Raw genomic sequence first — 24,410 nt, 5'->3', positions numbered from 1 at the left:
TATTCTGTTTTAAATCGCCCCTTCAGGACTCTTTCTTTTTTCAATTCTGCAGAGACAAATAAATTCTCTGGTTTTTACTGATGGTCGTGCCTTCTAATGGGAATTGCTCTTTAATTCTTCCCACGCCTTTAAAATCGACACGATATCCCAAATTCTCCAGCTGCGGGATCACATTTTTACCAATTAATCCTACGACATTCGGCATTTGTTTATTGTTTACCGCTATTTTTACATTGGGTTCCACCATTTTATTGAGGTTTACCTTTTTATCGACCAGCATCTCTCTTTCAATATTCTGAGGAGTCTTCAGGAAAGTTTTTCCTGCAATCTCCTTGAATACCGGAGCCGCAACCGTAGCGCCGTAAAACCCTTTCGCGGTATTCGGTTCGCTGATCATCACATAGCAGGTATATTTCGGTTTATCAGCCGGATAAAACCCTGCAAATGAAGCGCGGTATTTCATAGGTCCCGGAAGCCAGTACTCAAATCTTGCCGTTCCGGTTTTCCCCGCCATTTTTAAATTCGGGGTAAAAATGCTCTTTCCGGTTCCTTTTTCCACAGCCTTTGTCAAGGCATGCGTCATCATTTTAATGGCCTTTTCAGAAGCCATTCTGTCGACCATGACTTCCGGTTTCGCACTGTACATTACCTTACCGTCTTTCATGATTTTATCAATAAAAAGAGGCTTCAGCATTTTACCGTTATTGGCCACACCGTTATAGAAAGTGGCTAACTGTAATAAATTGATGTTGGAAGCATATCCGTAAGCCAGCGATGCAAGGGCCGCAGGATTCCATTTTTTACTTTCCGGTGTTACAAACCTTGGCTTTGTAATCCCCGGAAGCTCGATATCCATTTTGTCGAACAGCTTCCATCGTCTTAAGTGGTCTAAAAAGATCTGTGGCTTTTCAGCGTAATATTTTGTAATCAGCTTGGCGGAACCCACGTTACTGGATTTGGCCAGCACATCACTGATGTCGTAAATTCCGTGGCCGTGGCCATCTGAAATTCTCTGCTTGGCATATACCCAAACTCCGTTTCCGACGTCTACCGTAGTATTTTCATCGATGAAACCGTCGTCCATAGCAGCAAGAAGAGAAATGGTTTTAAAAGTAGAACCCGGTTCTATATTATCTTTTAAAGCATAATTGTAGGAATCTACGTACTCTCCTTCGTCGGTTCTTCTCAGATTGACCATCGCGCGGACTTTCCCTGTTTCGACTTCCATGACGATCACCGTTCCGTGTTTTGCTTCGAAATTGATCAGCTGTTTTTGTAAAGCTGAGTGCGCAATATCCTGAATTCTAAGATCTAAAGTCGTATAAACATCCTCTCCGTCCACAGGCTCCTGAACTTTCCAGAAGTCGATCGGCTTCCATTGCGATGAATTAATCCTCTGCTCCAGTCTTTTCCCGTCTGTTCCTCTTAAATATTTTGAGAAAGCCCCTTCAAGACCGGCTGTATGCACCCCATCATCCATTCCGATGGTACCGGCACCGATTTCCGATGTGGCAAGCTCTCTCTTATAATTTCTGTCGACGATGAAACCGCCTTTATTTTTACCTTTTTTAAAGATCGGAAATTTTCTGATCCGGTCGTACTGATCGAAATCAAGCCCTTTTACCAGTGTATAATACTGGTTTTTCTTTTTTCGCTGATCATCAAATTTCTTCCTGAATTCACCTCTCGGTTTTCCGAACATTTTGCTTAAAGAATCCGTGAGCGCACCGATATTGTTGCTGTAGACGGTATCTTTCATCGTTTTAAAATCCAGATAAATGTCGTAGCGCATCACCGTAGTGGCCAGAATAGAGCCATCGGAAGCGAAAAGATTTCCCCGGGCTGCCTTCAGCGTGGCTTCACGGTAATTTTTATTGATGTAGTCGTCCTTGATTTCCTGGACGTTCGTATTCTGAAGGATCACGATCCTTGCTAAAAACATGACAAACACGCACAAAGCTACCACTGCAAAGAGGTAGCCCCAACGTAACGTTTTTTTACGCTTGTTATCGTAGTCATTTTGTTTTTGCATCTGTACTATCCAGTTTTATGAGCAGTTTGTGCGGGTGGCTTTCCAGGGTCATTAAAGAATCCCGGGCCACCTCTTTCCCCAGCTCCGACTCCATTTTTACTTTTATAAGCTTACTTTGTGCGTAAGCGTTTCTAGATTTATATTCTTCCGTTTCTTCCTTAAGGGCATTAACGATTTCGATCTTCTTATTCACCAAATGGTTACTGTAAATCATCGCCATCATCAATATGAACAACAGAAGAAAATACCGGTAATGTATTTTGATCTCATCACGGTTCAGGAAATTCCCTTTTATAATGTCTATAAAAGTTAATTTCTTCTGAGGACGATATGTTGTTCTTTTTGCCAATTTATTGTCAATTTGCTTCGCAGTGAATCCGCTTTGCTTGTGAATGGTCAATTTAAATTCAGCATTGACGATTCACCATTCACTTTTTTACACTTTAATCCCGGTTCTCATTTTTGCACTTCTGGCTCTGGAGTTTTCCTCAATTTCCTTATCGTCAGGAATAATGGCTTTACTCTTTACCAGCTCAAAAGCTTTCTTATAATTTCCATAAATGTCTCTTTCCGGTTCCCCTTCAAACATTCCGTTTTTCAAAAATCTTTTCACCAGCCTGTCTTCCAGAGAATGATAAGAAATCACAACCAGCCTGCCTTCCGACCTCAGCACATTGTAAGCCTGCACCAGCATTTCCTTCAGCACTTCCAGTTCCTGGTTTACCTCGATCCTGATCGCCTGAAACAATTGCGCATAGAATTTATTCACTTTATGAGGCGGGAGATAACTGAAAAGTTTCTTCAGGTCTTCCGTCGTTTCTATGCTTTTTATTTTTCTGTGGTGAACAATATCCCTGGCCAATTTTCGGGCCTCTCTCAGTTCGCCGTAGTAATAAAATATATCGGCCAGCTGCTCTTCATCATAATCATTAATCACCCTTTTTGCGTCCAGGCTCTGCATCACATTCATTCTCATATCCAGAGGCGCGTTGCTCCTTGTTGAAAATCCCCGGTCGGCTTCATCGAACTGGTGGGATGAAACCCCAAGATCAGCCAAAACCCCATCAACCTGTGAGACCCCATATACCAGCAACGAGTTTTCCAGAAACCTGAAATTCTGATTGATGAGGATAAACCTCGAGTCGTCGATTGTATTTTCTAGGGCATCCAGGTCCTGATCAAAACTGAAAAGCCTGCCTTTATCAGACAGCCTGCTCAATATCTCTCTTGAATGGCCGCCGCCGCCAAAAGTACAGTCCACGTATGTTCCGTCCGGATTCGTTACCAAATCATCTACACTTTGCTTCAACAAAACGGGGTTATGATACATGTTTAAGTTGTGTTTTTTAGCTTTTTAATTAATAATCAGCTCGTTATTCTTCATCGAAGGCGCCCATTACATCTTCGGCAAGGCTTGCAAAATCTTCTTCATTAATGGAGATCACTTTTTCGTAAGCTTCTTTATCCCATATCTCAAAAAGTTCGCCCGCACTGGTAATTACAACATCTTTCTGAAGAGCAGCAAAAGTCATAAGATCTTTTGAGACCTGAAGCCTCCCTGCATTATCCAGCTCCACTGTTTTTACGCCTGCCGTAAACATTCTAATGAAATCAGCATTCTTTTTAATGAATCTGTTTAGTTTATTAATTTTGCCCATCACTTTATCCCATGCATTCATCGGATAAACTTCCAGGCAGGATTGGAACACGGATCTCTTGACTACGAACGCCTTGTCGTCGAAGTTTTCCATTTGTTTAATCAATGATGCAGGAAGTTTTAAGCGGCCTTTATCATCGATTTTACACTCATATGTTCCAATGAAATTTTTCATTTGGGACAAATTTATATAATAATTTCCAAAAGTTCCCACTTTTTCCCACTTTTTGCCTTAATGTTGATAAGTTTTATCAAAGATTGAAATTCAGGCACATAATAAACTGGTATGATGATTGTTGTGCAACTTGTTATTTAAGCCATAGTAAAGTGTTTGAGAAAAAAAGCTTTAAAAAAGACTTTGGTATATTATTTTTATTTTAAATTAGGCTTATCAAAATATTTTTGAGGTTTAATTTGTATTTTTGCAAGGCTTTATTAAGGCATTATATGATATTCAGTACAAAAAAAGAAAAGAAATATACCTTCGTTGAGGCGGGAGAGGGACATCCATTAGTGCTTTTGCACGGTTTAATGGGTGGGTTGAGTAATTTCGATAAGATGGTGGATTTTTTTTCAGACAGAGGATTCAAAGTTTACGTTCCTCAGCTGCCGATCTACGATTTGCCCGTACTCAATACCAATCTTACCACAATAGCAAAATATATCGCTAAATTCATAGAAACGCACATCGATGCTCCGGTTACGATCGTCGGAAACTCCATGGGAGGCCATATCGGGCTCATCTTAACGCTGGCAAGACCTGATTTAATAAAAAATCTTGTCCTTACCGGCAGTTCAGGGTTATATGAAAGAACATTCGGGGACAGTTTTCCCAGAAAGAACGACCGTTCCTATATCAGAAAGAAAACAGAAGAAGTTTTCTATGATCCTGCCATTGCAACCGAAGATCTTGTAGATGAAGTTTTTTCGGTGGTAAACGACAGAATGAAGGGCATTAAAACCGTCATGCTCGCAAGAAGTGCCATCAAGCACAATATGCTTCATGACCTGCCGAAAATCCTCACGCCCACCTGCCTGATCTGGGGAAGACAGGATAATGTCACCCCTCCCGAGGTCGCGGAGGACATGCACAAATTCATTCCGAATTCGGATCTGTTCTGGATAGAACACTGCGGCCATGCAGCCATGATGGAAAAACCGGATGAATTCAACGAAATTCTCTACAGCTGGTTAAAAGATAAAGTTTAAACTAAAATATATAAACCATTAAGAACTTTTCTTAATGGTTTGTTTTTCTAAAAATATTTCAAAAATGGTTATTAAAACAGCAAACTTCGTAAAGAGTAGCGGAAAATGGCAGGAATGCCCGGAACCCAATATTCCGGAATATGCTTTTATCGGAAGATCCAACGTCGGAAAATCTTCACTCATCAACGCGATGATGAACCATAAGGACCTCGCAAAAACTTCGCAGACCCCCGGAAAGACACAGCTCATCAATCATTTCCTGGTCAATGAAAGCTGGTATCTTACCGATTTACCGGGATACGGCTACGCTAAAGTGTCAAAGTCGATCAGAAAAGATTTTGAAAAGCTGATCACCAATTATATCCTCAACAGGAAAAATCTCGTCAATCTCTTTGTGCTGGTAGATTCCCGCCACAAACCCCAGGCCATTGACCTGGAATTCATCCAGTGGTGCGGGGAAAGCGGTGTTCCCTTCTCGATTGTCTTTACCAAAGTAGATAAGCTGAAACCCAACGCCGCTATAAAAAACGTGGAAGACTACAAAGCCGAACTCCACAAAACCTGGGAAGATCTTCCGGAGATTTATGTAACCTCAGCCGAGAAGAAAGAAGGATGCGACGAAATCCTCAATTTCATCCAGAAAACCAATGAATTCCTGGCCAATAATAACGTAAGTTTCGATGAGTAACATAATCTGGAAGATCAAAAGTTTCGACGAGTTTACCGTTCCTGAATTATACAACGTTCTAAAAGCAAGAATCGATGTTTTTGTCGTAGAACAGGACTGCCCATATCCGGACCTCGACGATTATGACCAGAAAGCCATCCATATCTGGGCGGAAGAAAATGGGGACGTATTAGCCTACTGCCGGATATTCGATAAGGGAATTAAATATCCTGAAGCCTCCATCGGAAGAGTTCTTACCACCGGAAAGGCACGCGGAAAGAACCTGGGAAAACAACTGATACAATATGCGCTCGACACCATTGAAGCCCGTTTTCACACCTCTGAAGTAAGAATTTCCGCACAGGATTATCTACTGAGGTTTTACGGAGCTTTCGGTTTTGAAGATACCGGCAAAAAATACCTTGAAGACGACATTCCGCACACGGAAATGTTTTATCAGAAAAAATAATAAAGAGGCTTTCAGACTGATGAAAGCCTTTTTCAATGTACACGAGGCAGCATCCAAAATCAATAAGGTGTCCGCCGGAATAGATAAGGCATCTTCCAAAGTAAATAAGTCTTCCTCTCAACCCGATAAAGCTTTGGCAAAAATAAATATAACATCCGCCGGAACACATAAGGCATCCGCCAAAATAGATAAGCCTTTGTCTCAACCCGATAAAGCTTCGGCAAAAACAAATATAGCTTTGGCCAAAGTATATAAAGCAATGTCCGGATTAAATAAGCAATGTTTTAGATAAAATAAGGGCTGTCTCAAATTGTGAAACAGCCCTCATCTATTATATTACTCATTCAGCATTCCAAGTTCACCGAAATGCTTTTTGAATTTCTGGATTTTTGGCCCGACCACGGCACTGCAATAAGGCTGTGTAGGATTTTCATTGTAATATCCCTGGTGATATTGTTCGGCAGGCCAGAACTTTTCAAATTTTGTCACTTCCGTTACATAAGTTCCCGGCCATCTTCCGGACTGCTTAGACCTTTCGATCGCTTCTTCCGCTTTTGCTTTTTCAGCATCATCCTTATAGTAAATGACCGAACGGTACTGCGTGCCGATATCATTCCCCTGCCTGTTCAGCTGGGTAGGATCATGAAGAAAGAAGAAAACATCCATCAGCTGTTCATAAGAAATCACAGCCGGATCGTAGGTGATCTGTACCACCTCTGCATGACCCGTTTCACCGGTACACACCTCCTCATAAGTAGGATTGTCTTTATGACCTCCCGAATATCCTGAAACAGCCGACTGCACCCCTTTCAGCATATTGAAGCAGCTTTCCACGCACCAGAAGCAACCACCTCCGAATGTGATCTGTTCTAAATTATTGTTGTCCATTTTTTGTTGATTATTGAATTAAATATATTCTCTGAATTCGGAATATCCGTGAAAAAAAACAGATCAAAAATAGGAAAAAGTTTTTCAATTTCACGCTCGATCCGGCTTCTAAAACCAAATCGGAGCTATAGATGAGACAAATTATTTTTGACATTAAAAATAATTTTGACCTAGGGAGTTTTTTTTTAACGCAAAGGTTTAATTCTGAATCTGCAGATTTCAAGTGAGCAAAGGAAGAATCAGCAAGCTGATTTGATGAAGCGCACGTCCAAGTTTCGCGCAGCAATTATTGCCTTCCTTCTAAAATCAGCGATAACCATTTTTCCTTTGCGTTAAAAAAAAAGATCTGCTCAATCTGCAAATCTGCGGGAGTATTTAACAAAAAGAATCTAGTAGCCCGTAACATTTCCAGAGAACAAAAAATGAATCAGCACACTGATTGATGAAGTTTACGTTAGCTTCGCGCAGCAATGTATTGCCTTTGCCTTCTAAAATCAGCGGTAACCATTTTTCCTTTGCGTTAAAAAAAGATCTGCTCAATCTGCAAATCTGCGGGAGTATTTAGCGCAAAGAATCCATTAACCCGTAAAATTTCCAGAGAAAAAAAAGAATCAGCGCGATATTCCTCTTTGTGTTAAAATACTTATCAATAAAAAAGCACCCTTAAAAAGGATGCTTGTATCTATGTAAATAAATTTCAATTATTTCTCCCAAACCAGGGCACTTGCTCCCAAGATAGCAGCATCTGCTTCATCCAGTTCACTGAATACCAGTTTTACTTTATTCCTGAAAATCGGCAGTAAATTTCGCTCCATGTGCAGTTTTGTAGGCTTTAAAATAAAATCCCCGGCTTTAATCACTCCACCAAACAGAAGAATCGCTTCAGGGGACGAAAACATAACAAAATTCGCCAGCGCTTCTCCCAGCTTTTGCCCGGTATACCTGAAAACCTCTATAGAGATCGCATCTCCTTTCAATGCACATTCATGAACGGTTTTTGAGTTGATCGACTCTTCAGGATACTGCGTCAGCATCGACTCCGGAAATTCAGCACGCATCTTTTTGGCGGTGATGGCAATCCCTGTTGCGGAAGCATAGGCTTCGAGAGAACCTTCAGAACCTGTACTCCAGTGCTTTCTTCCACCTGGCTTTACGATGGTATGTCCCAGTTCACCTGCGAATCCGTCATGTCCGTAGATCAGCTTACCGCCGGCAACAATCCCACTTCCTACGCCGGTTCCCAAGGTAATCATGATGAAATCCTTCATCCCTCTTGCAGCTCCGAAAAGCATTTCTCCGATGGCTGCCGCGTTGGCATCATTGGTGATGGTACAAGGCAGTCCGAATTTGGCTTTCATCAGATCCGCAAACGGAATGATGCCTTTCCAGGGAAGGTTGGGCGCCTGCTCTATCGTTCCTGTATAGTAGTTGGCATTTGGAGCTCCTACTCCGATCCCATCAAAATTTTTCTCTTTTCCGTGGCTATCGATCATCGGACGAACAGCCTCGTATAAAGCATCTATATACTCTTCTACGGTAGGGTAGGCATCTGTCCGGATGTTTCCTTTCTCCAGAACTTCACCTCTGTGGTTTACCACTCCAAATTTTGTATTCGTCCCGCCAATATCAATTCCCAGCGCAACGTGTTTTGACAAATCTACTAATGACATTTCTCTTCTTAATAATTGTAAAAGGTTAAAATTATAAAAAAGATCTTATTATTAGACGATTAAGCAGCATTTTATTTAAAAAAAATATTATGTTGTTTTCAGGGTATTCTTTTTCCTTCTTCCCCACCAGATCATAAATCCGGTCACTGGTAATGAGGCACATACAAGGCTCACCAGGAAAGCAATGATCTTTGTCGGCAGTCCCAGAATGGCACCTACGTGAATATCGTAATTGGCTCCGACTGCTTTTTCCCCGAAATTTTTGTCTTTCATGTCGTGAGTATGGAGCAATTCTCCCGAGTTTTCATCAAAAATAAGACTGCTGCTTTTATGATAAGAGTAGGATAAATGTTTCACATAAACTTCAAAATTCGGATGCTCATGATCGTCCATATGTTCATGGCCGAGATCAATAGAGAAACCATAGGAATCGGGGTATTTTGCTTTTACCGTATTGCTGATCTTATCTAAAGTACCCTCCGTTCTCCATTCGATGGGAGCTTTGGTTTTAATGGATGAGAAATCAGGATAAGCTGTTTTGCCTCCGGAGAAAATAAAGTAAATCGCAGCCTGAACGACGAAGAACGCATAGAATAACCCTGTAATCGAAAATATTAAAGCAAAAATAGAAGCGTAAAAACCAAGAACATTATGAAGATCATAATTTTTTCTTTTCCAGCTTTTCACATTTTTCCATTTAAAGGAGAAACGTTGCTTTCTGGCGGCTTTATTTTTAGGCCACCAGAGAATAATTCCGGAGATCAGCATGATGACAAAAATAATCACGGGAATTCCCACGAGATAGGTCCCCCAGGATTGCTTCAGCAGATAACTCCAGTGGATCATTTTAACGATCTGGAAAAACCCGTTTTTCTCATCATAGGTTCTTAAGACTTTTCCGTTATAAGGATTTACATAAGCGACTTTATAGATCGGGAATTCATCAAAATAGTTCCAGCCTTTGGGATCATGCTCGTACCAGTAGAAAAGATAAGACATCTTTTTGTCGATCGGGATATTGACCCAGTGAACGGGATATTTTTCTTTTACCTGCGCTACAACAGACTTTTCCAAGACACGTATCGGAAGAACCTGTTTCTGGTTTATATTTTTTTCGTTGTGATAAATAACATCTTTCCGGGTAAAATTTTCCACCTCATCTTTAAAAACATACAAAGCTCCGGTAATGGAAATGATAAAAATCAGAAACCCAATTCCCAGACCAAACCACAAATGAAGCTTGCCGGTCCATTTTTTAAATGCACTTGGTTTTTTCTTATGATGATGCTTTTTTCTCATGATATCCTTACGTGGGGCAAAGGTAATGCTTAATTTTTATTTAGAATACTTACAATTAAGGAATTTTACTGATATTTTTCCTATCCATATAATGCATAAACAAAAGCGCTTCATCATGAGAGTCAGATGAAGCGCTTTTGAGATGATATTTAAATAAAATCTGTTTTAAAATTTATATTCAATCATAAAAGTTCCCCGCATTCCCGGTGCATTGGCGAAGTCGCTGTCCCGTGCTGCCCACCACGCGATCGGCGGCTGGTAAAGGGTATTGAAAAGGTTTTCAATTCCCAGAGAAAGCTTCCAGATCTTGTTGATATCATAACTTGACTTAAAGTTAATGACGGTGTATTCTGGTACCTTTCCTTCTCCGTAGGCATACAATCCGGTCTTTGTATTAGGCTGGAACCGATCCTGTCCGAAGATGTGAAGCATATCCAGCCCTACGGATAAATTCTGCAAAGGCCTAGCCTGAACATACGCGAGAATTTTTGGTGCGGAAATTCTGCTGTTGTTAATTTTGGTTGAATAATCGCCATCATCTTTTGGTGATGTGATTCCTTCGATCCAGCTGTAGCTTCCTCCGAAATTGATCCATCGTGCAGGGGAGAAATGTAAAAATCCTTCTACCCCGTACACCACTTCCGGTGCGCGCTGGATGGTCAATGAACGGTCGGCACTCTGAACAAAAGAAGCACCCAGCTTTGAGGTACTCACATAGGAAGTCACCTCATAATTAAGCCAGCTGGTAATTTGCCCGGTAGTACCTAATTCGTAATTATTGACAATAATGGGTTTTGTCTCGAGATTATTGATTGTGTCTGAGGTTGAGGTTCTCAATATCCGGCCCAGTTCATTGATGGAATATGCCTGAGAGAAACTTCCGAAAATATTAATGGCCGGATTGATGTTGTACCGGAATCCGATATTACCTACCAGGGCGTTATATTCAAGATCTCCGCCTTTCACAAAAATACTTTGGGTAAAAGTTCCGTCGTTTTTAATCGAAGACAGTGTATTGAAATCCCCGACTTTCACTTTAATATTTTCATAGCGTAAACCTCCTTTGAGGATCAGTTTTTTAAAGAGATCGATTTTCATTAACATGAAAGGGGCAATATTTGTCATGTTCATATCAGGGGTCCAGTAGCGGCCGTCTTCCAGCTTCTGTACGGTCTGGTCATTAAGAATATCGATTCCATAAATGACTTCACCTTGCGAATTCTGAGCGTTCCATAGCTGGGTGTCGAAATTGGCTCGTGCTCCATATTTTTTCGAGATAACATTAGACTGTCCGCCGTTGAAAAAAGTGTCGCTGTATCCATATACCGTTCTAAAATCCTGCATATAGAGGTTGACGTTAAGGGAAGTTCCCTGCCATAGCCTTTTGTTGTCGTAGCTGAGCTTGAGGTTATGATTTCTCGGTGTTCCTTGCGGGGTGGTTTCCAGACCTTTTCCGAGGCCCTCACCGATGGTTGGTGTTACTCCGTATTTTCCTGTTTTGAGGCCTAAATCCAACTCAGATTTTGAAGCATAACCGATATAGGAAGCTTCGAGTCTGTTGTTTTCATTAAAATTATAGCCCAGCTTCAGCATTCCGTTATAATTGTTCATTTTTGCGGTACTGTATGTCGGGCTCAGATTGTCTCCGTTGGCATCTTTGAGATATCCGGTTCTTTCGTAAGCGAATGACGCAACATAGTCGAAATCTTTAGTAATTTTTCCGGAAAGCAGCTGACTCGCCCTGAATCCTAAAGTTCCGCCGTAAGGTTGCCCGGTAATACCGACCTGTGAAATTCCTGAGATCTTTTTATCACCCGTGCTTTTTCTGGTGATATAGTTGATGATTCCTCCGTCTGATCCGTTTCCGTAGATGGAAGTAGCTCCTTTAATCACTTCAATTCTTTCAATGACCGAAGGATCGATAGATCTGATGTCTCTTGCTCCGTTTCTTAAAGGAGTCGATTGCGGAATTCCGTCGATCAAAACCAAAACCTGTCTCCCTCGGAGTGTCTGTCCACTGTTGGTCGTTGTTCCGGAACTTGTGGCAAGACTGGGAACCGTATATTGCAAAATGTTGCTGATGTCCGAATTGACGGTAAGCTGCGACTGGATCTGCTTCTGATTGACAATGGTTACAGAACCTGGAATTTCTTTAATATTCTCCTTCTTTCTGGAGGCTGTTAATACAACTTCATCCACATCTTTTACCTGAAGAGAGTCTTTCTGCTGTGCAAAAATGTTGACAGAAGATAATGCAGCTGCTGCTAAAATGGTCTTTTTCATGAGTTTTTGATTCCTTTTTTCTTTTTTTTACCTAGCCATATCAAAAATCCGGTTACCGGTAACGAGGTGCAGAGAAGCCCTGCGATGAACCAGATTATTTTTCCGAAAATGCCGAAATACGAACCTGTATGGATATCATAATTGGCATTGGCGTATTTTTCTGCATTGTTTAGCTGATCGTGAGATTTATTCATCAGCAGTTTTCCTGAATATTTATCAAAAACAAGCTGACTTCTTATGGCAAATTTTCCGTCTTCTCCGTATACCGTGACGGGGATATTATTTAATTCTTTTCCTTTTTTAGTTTTTCCATTCAACGGGATCCGGAAGCTTGAATAGGCGGGATATTTTTTTCTTGCCTCTTGTGCAGTAAGATCGAAGATTTCAGGACTTTTTACAGATAGCGAGTCCGGGGATTTTATTACTTTTTCTTTCGGAAGTTCCGAAGATCCGGATAATGCCAGATTAAAAACATTTTTCACCCATGGAAACGAGAAATAAATTCCGGATAAGCTTAATAACAGGGCAATAAATGAAACATAAAACCCCAAAACATTATGAAGGTCGTAGTTTTTACGCTTCCAGGTTTTTACATTTTTCCAGACGAATGAATAGCGTCCTTTTGCTGCTTTCCTGTTTTTAGGCCACCAAAGGATAATTCCGGTGATCAGCATGATAATGAACAGCACCACTGGGATTCCTACGACATATTTCCCCCAGTCTGTTTTTAAAAGTAAACTCCAGTGAATAGATTTAAGGATCGGGAAAACATCATACTTTTCGTTATAAACCCCAAGGATTTCGCCGTTATACGGATTTACATAGACCAGCTTATTGATTTTTACCTCCTCAAAATAATTCCAGGCATTTTTATCTTTTTCATAAAACCAGAATTCATAAGATTTTGTCTTGTCTAAAGGAATTTCAACGGAAGTCACCGGGTATTTTTCGTTCAGTTCAAAAGTAACTTTATCCTTTAAAACCTCAATTGGTAATGGGTTTTGCCTAATCGTTTCAGCATTAAGATCATAAGCATTCTTCCTTAATTGATGCTGAATTTCATCTTTAAAAACATAAAGAGTTCCTGACAGGGATACTATAAAAACAATCAGACCAACGCACAAACCCAACCAAAGATGCAGTTTGGCAGACCATTTTTTGATCCATGAAGGCTTTTTTTTATGGTGATGCTTCTTTCTCATGCGATGAGAAAAAAGTTAACCTTTTGACGGGTTAACTTTTTAGTTATTTAGAATTTGTAATTTAGGCTAAGCGAAACAGCTCTTAGTCTTTGAGAAGTTACCGTTGACCATCCAGAGAAATATTTTTTGTTGGTAAGATTATCTACTTTAAGAATTAAACTGTATTTATCTTCATTGTAAGATAATGCTGCGTTGAAAACTGTATAACTTGGAATTGCAAACGTTCCGATAGTGGCTCGGTTTAATGTATATAATTCACTTGCAGAGTTGGCACCGAATCCAAGACCAAAGTTTTTCAAGGTTCCGTCTTGTACTTTATAATTTGCCCAAAAGTTGAAAAGATTTTTTGGACCTGCTTCTTCCGGACGGTATCCTATATAAGTTTCGTCCCCTGCAATTACCTTACTGTCATTATGACTAAATCCTGTAATAACATTTAAGCCTTCGATTGGGCTACCAACAACACTGATCTCAAAGCCTTTACTATCAACTTCTCCTCCCTGAGATATCCCAGGACCAGTTCCCATCACTTTATTTTTAACATTAATATCATAATAGCTTGCTGTAATTGATAACTTATCCTTTACGAGACTCGCTTTTGTACCTATCTCCCACTGATTTGCATGCTCAGGAGTAAAATATCTTATTTCTTGATTTAAGACATTACCCTGTGCATCAGTATACTGAATATTCTGAGGATCTACATTTTGGAAACCATTCATATAGTTTGCAAATATGGATAATTTACCCATAATCGGCTGATAAACCAACCCGAATTTAGGTGATAGAGTTGTTGTAGGATCTGATTTTTCTGTAGAATATGCAGATGCGTCGCCAGTAAAGTGATCAACTCTCAAACTTACCATGGCTGATAAATTGGGAAGAATGTTTACCACATCAGAAATATATGCACTGTATATTTTTGTACCTTTTGTACTAATTTCCTGCTCGGTATTTAATAAAGCTGAATCAACTGCTGCTCTGTTTAGTTTTTTTGCATTTGTGTCAGTCTGGTTAACTAAAGAAATCGTACCAAATCCTGCCCATCCTGTACCTCCAATCAGAAAATCTCTCTGGAAGTAATCCAAGCCTACCAACAATTTGTTTTTTACAGATCCTATATTGAAATTTCCTACAAAGTTTTGTTGTATTCCTGTCGTATTGGTTTCACCTCCTAATTTTGAGATGAATCTTGTGAACTGATCGCCATTAGACAAATCCCATAAGTATTGATTGTAACCGTCGGTTTTCGTATTTCCACGTGACACAATGGTTTTGGAAGTCCATTCATCAGATATTTTATAATGAGCCTCAGCCTGAATATTAAATGTGGAATTTTTGATATTCAATTCATTGCTGGTATAAGAATTTTTATAATTCCGCTCAAATAAATCCATTGAATTAAATGATAGCGGAGAATATCTACTTAAAAATATCATTGGTGCATTGACAGCATCCGACTTTTTAATTTCCGTATTTACATAAAATGTCAACCGATCATTCGCAACAAATTTTATTGAAGGTGCTACATAAAAAGACTCATATTCCCCGGCATCCTGAAAAGAGTTTTGCTTTTGGTAAGCAGCATTAATCCTCGCATAAAGATTTTTACCGATCGGAGAATTAATATCAGCAGTAATCCTATTTAGTCCGTAACTTCCTAATACATAACCCGCTTCTCCTCCGAAATAATTATAAGGCTTTTTAGTTACAACATTTAACAATCCTCCATAAGATATAACACTGCCTCCGTATAATGTACCGGAAGGCCCTTTTATAGCCTCAATTGTTTCAATTCCTGCAGGATCAATTGTTCCGTTATTGAAAGCCGGCATCCCATTTAACAGATTCGGTTGCAAAGTAAAACCTCTCATTGTATAATATTCTCCACCATCATTTCCACGACCTGTAGACTCCCATAATCTGGCAATACCTGTTATGTTTTTTAATGCATCATTTAAACTTGTAGCGACCTGCTCTTTAATGACATTTTTATTGACCGTATTATATACTTGAGGGTTTTCAATATCTTTTAAAGGCATTTTATTCGCTGACTCACTATTTTTAGTTATATAACCCGTCACAATAACTTCATCAATATCATTCGATTTGATGGTATCGTTTTCCTGAGCAAAAGTTATCATAGAACCTAATAGTGATGCGCAGATCAGTACATTTTTCATGAAAGTAAAATTTTCTGCAAATATATTGTTTTTAATTATTCTAAATAAATAATTGGATTGATATTTGTCATAAAATTAATATATCATCAATAAGAAAAGCCGCTCCAGACAGTTCTGAAGCGGCTTCTCTATATTTTGAAAATACTTTTCTTACGCCGGAATCTCTCCTTTGTATAAGAATGAAATAATTTCTTTGTTCAATTTATCGATCATTTCGCTGAATAAGTGGAAAGATTCCTGCTTGTAAATTACCAGCGGGTCTTTCTGTTCGTAGACCGCTCCCTGAGAAGATCTTCTCAAATCGTCCATTTCACGAAGGTGGAGTTTCCAGTTTTCATCGATGATGGACAATGTGATATTCTTTTCAAAATCGTTGATTAAGCTGTCACACTGCGTTTCATAAGCCTCCTTAAGATCCGTCACAATCGTCATGGTCTTATGACCGTCTGTGAAAGGAACCTGAATCATTTTAAACATCGATCCCTGGTTCTGATAAACATTCTCAATAATCGGGAATGACTTCTCTTTCAACAGGTTGAGTTTCATCTGATAGTCTTCCTGAGCAGCTTTAAATAAAATATTGGTAAGATCCTGAACGGTTTTCGATTTAAAATCATTTTCAGACACCGGAGATTCCATGGTGAACGTTTTAATGATTTCGTATTCAAAATCTTTATAACTTCCGGATGCTTTTCCTTTTGCCGCAATGGAATTGGCTACATCGAAAATCATATTTGCGATGTCATACTTAAGATGATCTCCAAACAAAGCGTTCTTTCTTCTCTTGTAGATCACATCACGCTGCTTGTTCATCACGTCATCATATTCAAGAAGTCTTTTTCTGGTTCCGAAGTTATTTTCTTCCACCTTTTTCTGAGCTCTTTCGATCGACTTGGAAATCATAGAATGCTGAATCACTTCGCCTTCCTTATGACCCATTCTGTCCATCATTTTCGCAATTCTTTCAGAACCGAACAAACGCATCAGGTTATCTTCCAGCGAAACATAGAACTGGGAACTTCCCGGGTCTCCCTGACGTCCCGCTCTACCTCTCAACTGTCTGTCAACACGTCTCGAATCGTGTCTTTCCGTACCGATGATGGCCAGACCTCCTGCTTCTTTCACTTCGTTGGTAAGCTTGATATCGGTACCACGACCGGCCATGTTCGTTGCAATCGTTACAACGCCCGGTTGCCCTGCTCCGGCCACGATTTCCGCTTCTTTCTTGTGAAGTTTGGCGTTGAGAACCTGGTGAGGAATTTTTCTTAATTGTAATGCCTTTGACAGTAACTGAGAAATTTCAACAGAAGTTGTACCAACCAGAACAGGTCTTTTTGCGGCTGTTAATCTTTCAATTTCTTCAATAACGGCATTGTATTTTTCACGGTTGGTTTTAAACACCAAATCCTGTTTATCGTTTCTTAAAATCGGGCGGTTGGTAGGAATTACCACAACGTCTAATTTATAGATTTCCCAAAGCTCACCGGCTTCCGTTTCTGCTGTACCCGTCATCCCCGCAAGTTTATTGTACATACGGAAATAGTTCTGAAGGGTAATGGTTGCAAAGGTCTGCGTAGCGGCTTCGATTTTCACGTTTTCTTTAGCTTCAATTGCCTGGTGAAGACCGTCTGAATATCTTCTTCCTTCCATGATACGGCCGGTCTGCTCATCAACGATTTTCACTTCGCCGTCGATTACCACATACTCATCATCTTTTTCAAACAATGTATAGGCTTTTAGCAGCTGGCTCATTGTGTGAACTCTTTCGGACTTTTCTGCAAAGTCAGAGAATAATCTTTCTTTAGCCTCGAATTCTTCTTCTTTAGATAAATTTTTCGCTTCAAGTTCGGCAATTTCAGTTCCGATATCCGGAAGTACGAAGAAATTCGGATCAGAATTCCCCTGGGACATGTATTCTACTCCTTTATCGGTAAGATCAACCTGATTGTTTTTCTCTTCAATAACGAAGTATAGATCTTTATCTACGATCGGCATGTCACGGTTATTATCCTGCATGTATTGTGCTTCTGTTTTCTGAAGCAAGGCACGGTTTCCGCTTTCCGATAAGAATTTGATTAATTGTCTGTTCTTAGGAAGTCCTCTGTAAGCCTGAAGCAATTTAAACCCTCCTTCTTTGGTGTTTCCGGCAGCGATTAATTTTTTCGCTTCGTTGAAAATGGCCGAAACCGTTTTTTTCTGAACCTCAACAATTCTGTCGATAGAAGGTTTCAGCACGTCAAATTCCTGACGATCTCCCTGAGGAACCGGTCCGGAAATGATCAACGGTGTTCTGGCGTCGTCTACCAAAACGGAGTCGACCTCATCGACGATGGCAAAGTTCAGTTCTCTCTGTACGAGTTCTGAAGGCGAAGTCACCATGTTGTCTCTCAGATAATCGAAACCGAATTCATTATTGGTTCCGTAAGTGATATCCGAATTATATGCTTTTCTTCTTCCGTCTGAATTTGGCTGGTGGTTATCGATACAGTCGATCGACATTCCGTGGAACTGGTACAAAGGCCCCATCCATGCGGAGTCCCTTTTGGCGAGGTAATCGTTCACGGTTACAACGTGAACACCTCTTCCCGGAAGGGCATTTAGGAAAATAGGAAGTGTACCCACCAAAGTTTTACCTTCTCCAGTTGCCATCTCAGCAATTTTACCACTATGAAGGATTACCCCTCCGATAAACTGTACGTCATAATGTACCATATCCCATTTTACAGGAGTTCCGGCAGCATCCCATGAGTTCTTCCATACGGCCTGGTCACCCTGAATCTCGAGGAAGTCTTTTCCTGCAGCAGCCAATTGTCTGTCCCAGTCTGTTGCCTTCACGCGGATCTCTCCGTTCTGTGCCCATCTTCTGGCCGTTTCTTTTACCAATGCAAAAGCTTCGGGAAGAATCTGACCCAGTACTTTTTCTTCAATGTCGTATGATTCCTTTTTTAGAGCCTCAATTTTTGAAAAAAGCGCTTCTTTTTCGTCAACGTTTTTCGAATTTTTTATCTGCTCTTGTATCTGTTCTATCTGAGATGAGATTTTTTCAGTTGCCGATTTAATATTTCCTTTAAATTCAGCAGTTTTTTCTCTCAATTCGTCATCAGATAACTGTTGAATATTAGGTTCAACAGCTTTGATTTTTGTTACAACTTTTTTTACTTCTTTTAGGTCCTGCGCTTTCTTGTCTCCCAAAAACCCTTTAAGAACTTTGTTTAAAAAACTCATAAATTTTTGCTTTATGCCTAAAGCGATATGCTTTAAGCGTTTTAAATAACACGCTTATCGTGTAAATTGATATGTAAAAAAGGGCAAAAAAGCTCTAAGCGATGCCTAAAGCTTAATGCTTTCAATTAATATTCGTCTTCGTTCCAAAGATAATCTTCGTCCGTAGGATAGTCGCTCCAGATCTCATCGATTGCATCATAGATTTCTCCTTCATCTTCGATGGCCTGAAGGTTTTCCACAACTTCCATAGGTGCACCAGTTCTGATTGCGTAATCAATAAGCTCTGCTTTTGTCATTGGCCAAGGTGCGTCACTTAAGTATGAAGCTAATTCTAATGTCCAGTACATAATTTTCTAATTTTTTGCAAAAGTATAAAAATAGCTTATATTATATGCTTTTTTACACCTGATTTTCAATTCTTTTTATTAATTTTTGTTCATTCAACAGGCCAGGCGCTTGTTTTACTACATTGTCTGCCGGTTTGCTGTCATTTTCTCAAAAACCATTCCACAAATTTTTTTATGCCATTTTGGAAGTTGGTGTCAGGTTTATAGCCTATTAATGTCATGGCTTTTGTAATATCGGCATTGGTTTTCAGGACATCTCCGGGCTGCATTGGCAGATTTTTCCGGATGGCAGATTTTCCCAATGTGGTTTCTATGACATGAAGCATTTCATTCAGCGTGATGACCTCGCTTTCACCCAAATTGATGATCTCATATACATCGGAATGATTTTCCAGATAAACGATCGACTTTACGATTCCATCGATAATATCATCAATATAAGTATAATCCCTTGCTGTCGTTCCGTCTCCGTAAAAAGGGATTTCAAGGTCTTCCGTGATTAATCGGGTAAACTTATGTATAGCAAGATCAGGCCGTTGTCGGGGTCCGTAAACCGTAAAAAACCTCAATTGTATCATGTCGATGTTATACAGATCATGATATACATGGCCAAGGATTTCGCCGCATTTTTTCGTAGCAGCATAAGGAGAAATCGACTTATCTACATTATCGGTCTCCGAAAACGGGATTTTCTCATTATTCCCGTACACACTTGACGAGGATGCCGCAACAACTTTTTTGACATTAAATTCCTTACACAACTCCCACAGGTTCATGGTGCCGCGGATATTGACTTCTTCATACTCCAAAGGCCTTTCAATGGAAGGGCGCACTCCGGCCAGTGCCGCAAGATGCACAACCATATCAATCGTATGTTCTTTAAAGATTTTTTCCAGACCTTTTTTGTCACGGATATCCTGGTAATATAAGGCATACCGTTCAGATTGTACGACAGTTGCTAATCTGTGGATATCTTCCTGTTTTTCCGTAAATTCAAAATCCGAATAATTCTGTATTGAATCTAAAGTATTCCTAACTTTTATCTGATAATTATAAAAATCATCAAAGTTGTCAACATTTATGACAGAATGTCCCTTTTTTAATAATTGTTCTGAAAGGTGAGAACCAATGAATCCGCTTCCACCTGTTATAAGATAGACCATTTGTGGCTTTTTAGTCCAACAAAAATATAAATTTATTTTTTGAAAATATAATCATTAATTTTACCTGAAAAGTAATCGATATCACTATGCAGTTCCAGGGACAAATTTTAAAGATGATAAGCTTCAATGATGAGCCTATTCAATATTACCTTAACCTTTCCGGCGATCTCATTCACATGAATGAACTTTTCGGAAAAGAATTAACAATAAAACATACCGGTTTCCAATGTGTACATTGCCAGCAAAATAAGCCGATATACCGAATGGGTTTCTGCAAAAACTGTTTCTTTGAAAGTCCTTATGCCAGCGACACCATCATCCGTCCTGAGCTCTCTACCGCGCATCTTGGAGTTGCAGAACGCGACCTGGAAGTAGAAAAACAAATTCAGCTGCAGCCCCATACGGTTTATCTGGCTTATACCGGAGAGGTGAAGGTCGGTGTTACGAGAAATACACAAATTCCCACACGATGGATCGATCAGGGCGCGACTTTTGCTCTGCCTATTGCAAGAACCGAAAACAGATATGAAGCAGGAATGATAGAAGTCGCCCTCAAGCAGCATGTTCCCGACAAAACAAGCTGGAAAAAAATGCTTCAGGATGATTTGGAAGATGATATTGACCTGGCTGATTTTCAGCAGAAAATAAGAGCATATTTTCCTGATGATTTCCAGAAATTCTACAGTGAAGGCGAGGATTTGTGGCGGTTTGACTATCCTTTCGAAAAACCTGAAAAAGTAACTTCTTTCACACTGGACAAAAGACCCGAGTTCACCGGAAAACTAACCGGAATTAAGGGTCAATATCTGGGCTTTGAGGGAGGAAACTTCATCAATGTCAGGGGCCATGAAGGATATGTGATCGAATTTTTTGTAAAGAATTGATCTTTATATCAAAAACAAAATAGGTAACATGAAAAAATGGGCTAAAAAGCTGTTTGTTGGTCTGGGAATTTTGTTGGTGATTATTTTATTGGCAAATTTCGGACTCAACATCTGGCTTAAAACCCAGCTTCCGAAATACATTAAGAATAATACCGACTACAAGGTTTCCTACAAAAGCATGGAAGTTGATCTGATGTCAGGAAATATCCTGGCCACCAAAATATCAGTCAACAGTAAAAATCCACAAAACATTAATGTGATCGGTCTCCAAGGGACTATTGACACGTTAAAAATAAGCCGTTTCGGAATTTATGATGCACTGTTCAACAAACAGATCAGTTCATCAGACCTTCTGCTTTCAAAACCCAACCTGAATGTGGTCCTGGCAAAGCCTGTGGATGACAAAACCGGAAAAAAAAGAAATCCTGTAAAGTTTGTAAACATCAGGATCAACGACGGAAACATCAGTGTTTTCAAACATACCAAACAAAAATTCTTATCTGTAGAGGATCTTTATCTTTATGTGGAAAACCTTCAGCTTACCGAGGAATCTGTTGAAGATAAACTTCCTGTTGTATTTGACCAGTACACTATCAGAGGAAAGAACTTTTTTTTACGTCCGGATGATGTTTATGCACTGAAAATCAACTCGATTAAAACAGCTAATGGTAAGATGTCGATTGATGATTTTCAATTGATGCCGGTCCTGAGCTTTGATCAGTTTAAAAAATATTATCCCAAGAAAAATAAGCTTTTCCAGCTGGAGGTCAGGAAGATGGAATTTACAGACCTTGCATTGAAAAAAAACAACGTTTCTCTGGCCAACGCAAGTTTTTATCAACCCAACCTGCTTATCTACACCGCGGAGGCGTCCTCCGTAAAGCCTAAGAAACCTTCTGATTTTGAGCTCAATCTTGCCAATGTGAAACTGGATAACGCCAAGGTACAGATTATGAAGCCTAATGGAAAGAAGCTTCTGTATGCTAAAAATCTCTATGTGGACATAAACCAGCTGAAATTTGACAAAGAAACGAGGCAGGAACTCGTTCCTGTTGGCTATAAAAACTTTCAGGTCTCCGGGAAAGAAGTTCTGTTTTCAAATCACCAGGATTTCACTTTCGGAAGCATTTATTTAAATCCTAAAAAAGGAGAAGTAAGAGACATCGCTATTGTTCCCAACGGAAGCGCACCCGATAAAACCTCTATGGATCTATTGGCAGATTATGTGAGATTTAACATCAATAAATGGGATTTTGCCGACAAAAAAATGAACCTTGATGTCCAGGACATTCTGATCAGCCGTGTCAAAGGAAAAATAACAGCGGGAACCCATAAAAATCAAAATGTTAAAAAAACAAACGCTGATGGCATTCAGTCACCTATTGTGATCAGAAAAGTAGTCCTTCAGAATTCGGATATTATTTATTCCAAAGACAATCAGCCATTGAGTTTTAATGATCTGAATGCAACGGTGAGCGATATTGAGCTTGTTTCTAAAAAAGACGGCTCGGGAATGGAGCCGAAAATCGGCAAGTATTCGGTCTCGACTAAAAATTTCGCCTATAAAACAAGGTTCTATAATATGACGGCTGCATTGCTGAAGCTGGATCAGAATAATATCAATGTATCCGCCTTTGCCATGAAGCCTCTCGTTTCGAGAGCCCAGTTTATCAAAATGATTCCTGTAGAGAGGGATTTGTACGACATCACGGCCGGTCAGATTACCGCGCACGGCACATGGAATTTTTTTTCAGACCAGAAATCGATAAATGCGTCGAATGTAACGATTAATAAAGCAGATGCCACTATTTTCAGAAGTAAAATTCCGGAAGACGATCCGAAGGAAAAACCTTTATACTCAAAGTTATTGCGCTCCATCAAAATTCCTATGGTGGTGAGCCAACTTAACCTTAAAGATTCAAAATTAGTCTACGAAGAAGATACGCCGGAAAGTGCAGGTCCCGGAAAACTGACATTCAGCAATTTCAACATGAATGTTCAAAACCTGAATTCAGCTAAAACAAAAGGCAGGCCGACGCGTGTGGATATCAAAATCAACTGCTCATTCATGAATCTGGCTCCGCTTTCGGTAAACTGGAATTTTGATGTGGCGGACAGAGGTGATAATTTTAATATATCCGGGAGAACGACCAACCTTCCTGCAACGGGAATCAATCCGTTTATCCGTCCTTATCTGCATGTCACCGCGACCGGAACGATCCAGGAAATGCTTTTCAATTTCAGAGGAAATCCGAAGGGTCTGAATGGCAAATTCAATCTCAAGCATAAAGATCTGAAGGTGGCTATTCTGGACAAAGAAAATAAAGAGAAAAAAGGATTTCTGACGGCCATCGCCAACCTGCTGGTAAAGTCGGATTCGGGAAATCTGCCAGAAGATGTAGACGTGGAAGATGTTGAGAGAGATCCCACCAAGTCATTCTTCAATCTTTTCTGGAAGGGAATCGAGCAGGGATTAAAGAAGACTCTTATCGGAATCAATATAGACAAGGCCAAAAAAACTGCCGATAAAGCTGTTTCTACGGCAAAAAATGTTAAGAACGGCGTAAAAGACATGAAACAGTCTGCCAAAGAAATAGGAAAAGCAGCCCAAAAAGAGCCTTCTGACAAAGCAATGGAAAAACCATCCGAAACCGGTAAAGAAGAAAAAAAAGGGTTCTTAAAAGGAATATTTAAGAAGAAAGAAAAGCCCGCAACTGAATAGTTCCGGGCCTTTTATATTAATCAAAATCAAATTCGTCACTTTCGAGAATAGGAACTTTGCGTAGAAAATCATCAAACTCTTTGGGATAATTGCTTCCTGCGCCATACGAATCTATAATCATTCCCATATTTCCAGCGGTGTCTTTTACCACATACAGAACTGCATTGTCATCAGGACTGCTTGGCCCTTCAAAACGGTATGTTTTTATGATGGTGAGTTCATCAGGCTGATATACTTTTTCAGAATTTTCCAGTTTCATTTCACAGCTTTCATTCATCCTGAATTCCCTGTGGATTCCTCTTTGTGTGAGTCTTGTCATGACCTGGCTCAATGTGGTCATTTTGTCAATATTTCCGGTGCCTTCCATAATAATATTTTTCATCTAAAATGCAATAATCAAACCATTCACACAAGAAATATGGTATTTAAAGTACGTTCAACGTTAACAAAAATTATAAAACCCAAATAGCATTGGGTATACTTTTTGCAATAGACAGGATAATAAATCAG

20 protein-coding genes are annotated in these 24,410 nt (G+C 39.8%); 6 read left to right on the top strand and 14 right to left on the bottom strand.

Annotation, left to right across the window (positions count from 1 at the left end; genetic code table 11):
* Positions 1 to 40 precede the first annotated feature (40 nt).
* From AC0N32_RS02110 to mraZ, 4 genes are all read right to left on the bottom strand, one after another.
* A complete protein-coding gene (locus AC0N32_RS02110) occupies positions 41 to 2,032 on the bottom strand; it encodes a penicillin-binding transpeptidase domain-containing protein (protein WP_476392226.1) in 1,992 nt (663 codons plus the stop codon).
* Positions 2,016 to 2,381, bottom strand: a complete 366-nt coding sequence (locus AC0N32_RS02105) for an FtsL-like putative cell division protein (RefSeq protein WP_476392225.1) — start codon at positions 2,379 to 2,381, stop codon at positions 2,016 to 2,018. Before AC0N32_RS02105 ends, AC0N32_RS02110 begins: the two co-directional genes overlap by 17 nt.
* Positions 2,382 to 2,468: 87 nt before the next feature.
* Positions 2,469 to 3,362, bottom strand: coding sequence for a 16S rRNA (cytosine(1402)-N(4))-methyltransferase RsmH (rsmH, locus tag AC0N32_RS02100; RefSeq protein ID WP_476392224.1), 894 nt, complete (start codon positions 3,360 to 3,362; stop codon positions 2,469 to 2,471).
* A gap of 43 nt (positions 3,363 to 3,405) precedes the next feature.
* On the bottom strand, positions 3,406 to 3,864 hold the full coding sequence (gene mraZ, locus AC0N32_RS02095) for a division/cell wall cluster transcriptional repressor MraZ (protein ID WP_476392223.1): 459 nt from the start codon (positions 3,862 to 3,864) through the stop codon (positions 3,406 to 3,408).
* Between the two features lie 272 nt (positions 3,865 to 4,136).
* On the opposite strand from mraZ, the gene AC0N32_RS02090 reads away from it, so the two are divergent.
* From AC0N32_RS02090 to AC0N32_RS02075, 4 genes are all read left to right on the top strand, one after another.
* A complete protein-coding gene (locus AC0N32_RS02090; protein WP_476392222.1) occupies positions 4,137 to 4,898 on the top strand; it encodes an alpha/beta fold hydrolase in 762 nt (253 codons plus the stop codon).
* Between the two features lie 64 nt (positions 4,899 to 4,962).
* The gene (yihA, locus tag AC0N32_RS02085) at positions 4,963 to 5,586 is read left to right on the top strand and encodes a ribosome biogenesis GTP-binding protein YihA/YsxC (RefSeq protein WP_476392221.1); all 624 of its coding nucleotides are present in this window, start codon (positions 4,963 to 4,965) and stop codon (positions 5,584 to 5,586) included.
* On the top strand, positions 5,579 to 6,034 hold the full coding sequence (locus AC0N32_RS02080; RefSeq protein WP_476392220.1) for a GNAT family N-acetyltransferase: 456 nt from the start codon (positions 5,579 to 5,581) through the stop codon (positions 6,032 to 6,034). Before yihA ends, AC0N32_RS02080 begins: the two co-directional genes overlap by 8 nt.
* A 19-nt stretch (positions 6,035 to 6,053) precedes the next feature.
* Positions 6,054 to 6,326, top strand: coding sequence for a hypothetical protein (locus AC0N32_RS02075; RefSeq protein WP_476392219.1), 273 nt, complete (start codon positions 6,054 to 6,056; stop codon positions 6,324 to 6,326).
* 44 nt (positions 6,327 to 6,370) lie between these two features.
* On the opposite strand, the gene msrA is transcribed toward AC0N32_RS02075, so the two are convergent.
* The 9 genes from msrA to AC0N32_RS02030 all read right to left on the bottom strand — a co-directional run bounded on the left by msrA (position 6,371) and on the right by AC0N32_RS02030 (position 20,294).
* Positions 6,371 to 6,922 (bottom strand): peptide-methionine (S)-S-oxide reductase MsrA, encoded by a 552-nt coding sequence (gene msrA, locus AC0N32_RS02070; RefSeq protein WP_476392218.1) that lies wholly within the window; start codon positions 6,920 to 6,922, stop codon positions 6,371 to 6,373.
* Between the two features lie 701 nt (positions 6,923 to 7,623).
* Entirely contained in the window at positions 7,624 to 8,592 is a 969-nt protein-coding gene (locus AC0N32_RS02065) for an ROK family protein (protein ID WP_476392217.1), read from the bottom strand.
* Positions 8,593 to 8,679: 87 nt separating this feature from the next.
* Positions 8,680 to 9,891, bottom strand: coding sequence for a PepSY-associated TM helix domain-containing protein (locus AC0N32_RS02060; protein WP_476392216.1), 1,212 nt, complete (start codon positions 9,889 to 9,891; stop codon positions 8,680 to 8,682).
* 165 nt (positions 9,892 to 10,056) lie between these two features.
* The gene (locus AC0N32_RS02055; protein ID WP_476392215.1) at positions 10,057 to 12,174 is read right to left on the bottom strand and encodes a TonB-dependent receptor; all 2,118 of its coding nucleotides are present in this window, start codon (positions 12,172 to 12,174) and stop codon (positions 10,057 to 10,059) included.
* Entirely contained in the window at positions 12,171 to 13,376 is a 1,206-nt protein-coding gene (locus AC0N32_RS02050; RefSeq protein WP_476392214.1) for a PepSY-associated TM helix domain-containing protein, read from the bottom strand. The genes AC0N32_RS02055 and AC0N32_RS02050 overlap by 4 nt, the downstream gene beginning before the upstream one ends.
* A gap of 47 nt (positions 13,377 to 13,423) precedes the next feature.
* On the bottom strand, positions 13,424 to 15,559 hold the full coding sequence (locus AC0N32_RS02045; protein WP_476392213.1) for a TonB-dependent siderophore receptor: 2,136 nt from the start codon (positions 15,557 to 15,559) through the stop codon (positions 13,424 to 13,426).
* Between the two features lie 150 nt (positions 15,560 to 15,709).
* Positions 15,710 to 18,784: a preprotein translocase subunit SecA gene (gene secA, locus AC0N32_RS02040; protein WP_476392212.1), complete on the bottom strand. Its 3,075-nt coding sequence runs from the start codon at positions 18,782 to 18,784 to the stop codon at positions 15,710 to 15,712.
* Between the two features lie 125 nt (positions 18,785 to 18,909).
* The gene (locus AC0N32_RS02035; RefSeq protein WP_027382805.1) at positions 18,910 to 19,131 is read right to left on the bottom strand and encodes a DUF2795 domain-containing protein; all 222 of its coding nucleotides are present in this window, start codon (positions 19,129 to 19,131) and stop codon (positions 18,910 to 18,912) included.
* A gap of 140 nt (positions 19,132 to 19,271) precedes the next feature.
* On the bottom strand, positions 19,272 to 20,294 hold the full coding sequence (locus tag AC0N32_RS02030) for a GDP-mannose 4,6-dehydratase (protein ID WP_476392211.1): 1,023 nt from the start codon (positions 20,292 to 20,294) through the stop codon (positions 19,272 to 19,274).
* Positions 20,295 to 20,380: 86 nt separating this feature from the next.
* Between AC0N32_RS02030 and AC0N32_RS02025 the strand changes: the two genes are divergently transcribed.
* Together AC0N32_RS02025 and AC0N32_RS02020 are read left to right on the top strand one after the other, a co-directional pair.
* Positions 20,381 to 21,178: a DUF2797 domain-containing protein gene (locus AC0N32_RS02025; RefSeq protein WP_476392210.1), complete on the top strand. Its 798-nt coding sequence runs from the start codon at positions 20,381 to 20,383 to the stop codon at positions 21,176 to 21,178.
* Positions 21,179 to 21,206: 28 nt separating this feature from the next.
* Positions 21,207 to 23,900 carry a hypothetical protein gene (locus AC0N32_RS02020; RefSeq protein ID WP_476392209.1) on the top strand — a complete coding sequence of 898 codons (2,694 nt, stop codon included), beginning with the start codon at positions 21,207 to 21,209 and terminating at the stop codon, positions 23,898 to 23,900.
* 16 nt (positions 23,901 to 23,916) lie between these two features.
* On the opposite strand, the gene AC0N32_RS02015 is transcribed toward AC0N32_RS02020, so the two are convergent.
* The gene (locus AC0N32_RS02015; RefSeq protein ID WP_476392208.1) at positions 23,917 to 24,282 is read right to left on the bottom strand and encodes a hypothetical protein; all 366 of its coding nucleotides are present in this window, start codon (positions 24,280 to 24,282) and stop codon (positions 23,917 to 23,919) included.
* Positions 24,283 to 24,410 lie beyond the last annotated feature (128 nt).

The organism is Chryseobacterium endophyticum, assembly GCF_056333165.1.
Note: the sequence above shows the minus strand (reverse complement) of the source record. Positions and strands in the feature narration are given on the sequence as shown.

What these genes read in the sequence shown, in the direction of transcription:
- rsmH (WP_476392224.1), bottom strand. Translation starts at nt 3,362, where the DNA reads ATGTATCATAACCCCGTTTTGTTGAAGCAAAGTGTAGATGATTTGGTA.
- AC0N32_RS02080 (WP_476392220.1), top strand. Translation starts at nt 5,579, where the DNA reads ATGAGTAACATAATCTGGAAGATCAAAAGTTTCGACGAGTTTACCGTT.
- AC0N32_RS02025 (WP_476392210.1), top strand. Translation starts at nt 20,381, where the DNA reads ATGCAGTTCCAGGGACAAATTTTAAAGATGATAAGCTTCAATGATGAG.
- secA (WP_476392212.1), bottom strand. Translation starts at nt 18,784, where the DNA reads ATGAGTTTTTTAAACAAAGTTCTTAAAGGGTTTTTGGGAGACAAGAAA.
- AC0N32_RS02020 (WP_476392209.1), top strand. Translation starts at nt 21,207, where the DNA reads ATGAAAAAATGGGCTAAAAAGCTGTTTGTTGGTCTGGGAATTTTGTTG.
- msrA (WP_476392218.1), bottom strand. Translation starts at nt 6,922, where the DNA reads ATGGACAACAATAATTTAGAACAGATCACATTCGGAGGTGGTTGCTTC.
- AC0N32_RS02015 (WP_476392208.1), bottom strand. Translation starts at nt 24,282, where the DNA reads ATGAAAAATATTATTATGGAAGGCACCGGAAATATTGACAAAATGACC.
- AC0N32_RS02060 (WP_476392216.1), bottom strand. Translation starts at nt 9,891, where the DNA reads ATGAGAAAAAAGCATCATCATAAGAAAAAACCAAGTGCATTTAAAAAA.
- AC0N32_RS02030 (WP_476392211.1), bottom strand. Translation starts at nt 20,294, where the DNA reads ATGGTCTATCTTATAACAGGTGGAAGCGGATTCATTGGTTCTCACCTT.
- yihA (WP_476392221.1), top strand. Translation starts at nt 4,963, where the DNA reads ATGGTTATTAAAACAGCAAACTTCGTAAAGAGTAGCGGAAAATGGCAG.
- AC0N32_RS02050 (WP_476392214.1), bottom strand. Translation starts at nt 13,376, where the DNA reads ATGAGAAAGAAGCATCACCATAAAAAAAAGCCTTCATGGATCAAAAAA.
- AC0N32_RS02035 (WP_027382805.1), bottom strand. Translation starts at nt 19,131, where the DNA reads ATGTACTGGACATTAGAATTAGCTTCATACTTAAGTGACGCACCTTGG.
- AC0N32_RS02055 (WP_476392215.1), bottom strand. Translation starts at nt 12,174, where the DNA reads ATGAAAAAGACCATTTTAGCAGCAGCTGCATTATCTTCTGTCAACATT.
- AC0N32_RS02110 (WP_476392226.1), bottom strand. Translation starts at nt 2,032, where the DNA reads ATGCAAAAACAAAATGACTACGATAACAAGCGTAAAAAAACGTTACGT.
- AC0N32_RS02065 (WP_476392217.1), bottom strand. Translation starts at nt 8,592, where the DNA reads ATGTCATTAGTAGATTTGTCAAAACACGTTGCGCTGGGAATTGATATT.
- AC0N32_RS02075 (WP_476392219.1), top strand. Translation starts at nt 6,054, where the DNA reads ATGAAAGCCTTTTTCAATGTACACGAGGCAGCATCCAAAATCAATAAG.
- AC0N32_RS02045 (WP_476392213.1), bottom strand. Translation starts at nt 15,559, where the DNA reads ATGAAAAATGTACTGATCTGCGCATCACTATTAGGTTCTATGATAACT.
- mraZ (WP_476392223.1), bottom strand. Translation starts at nt 3,864, where the DNA reads ATGAAAAATTTCATTGGAACATATGAGTGTAAAATCGATGATAAAGGC.
- AC0N32_RS02090 (WP_476392222.1), top strand. Translation starts at nt 4,137, where the DNA reads ATGATATTCAGTACAAAAAAAGAAAAGAAATATACCTTCGTTGAGGCG.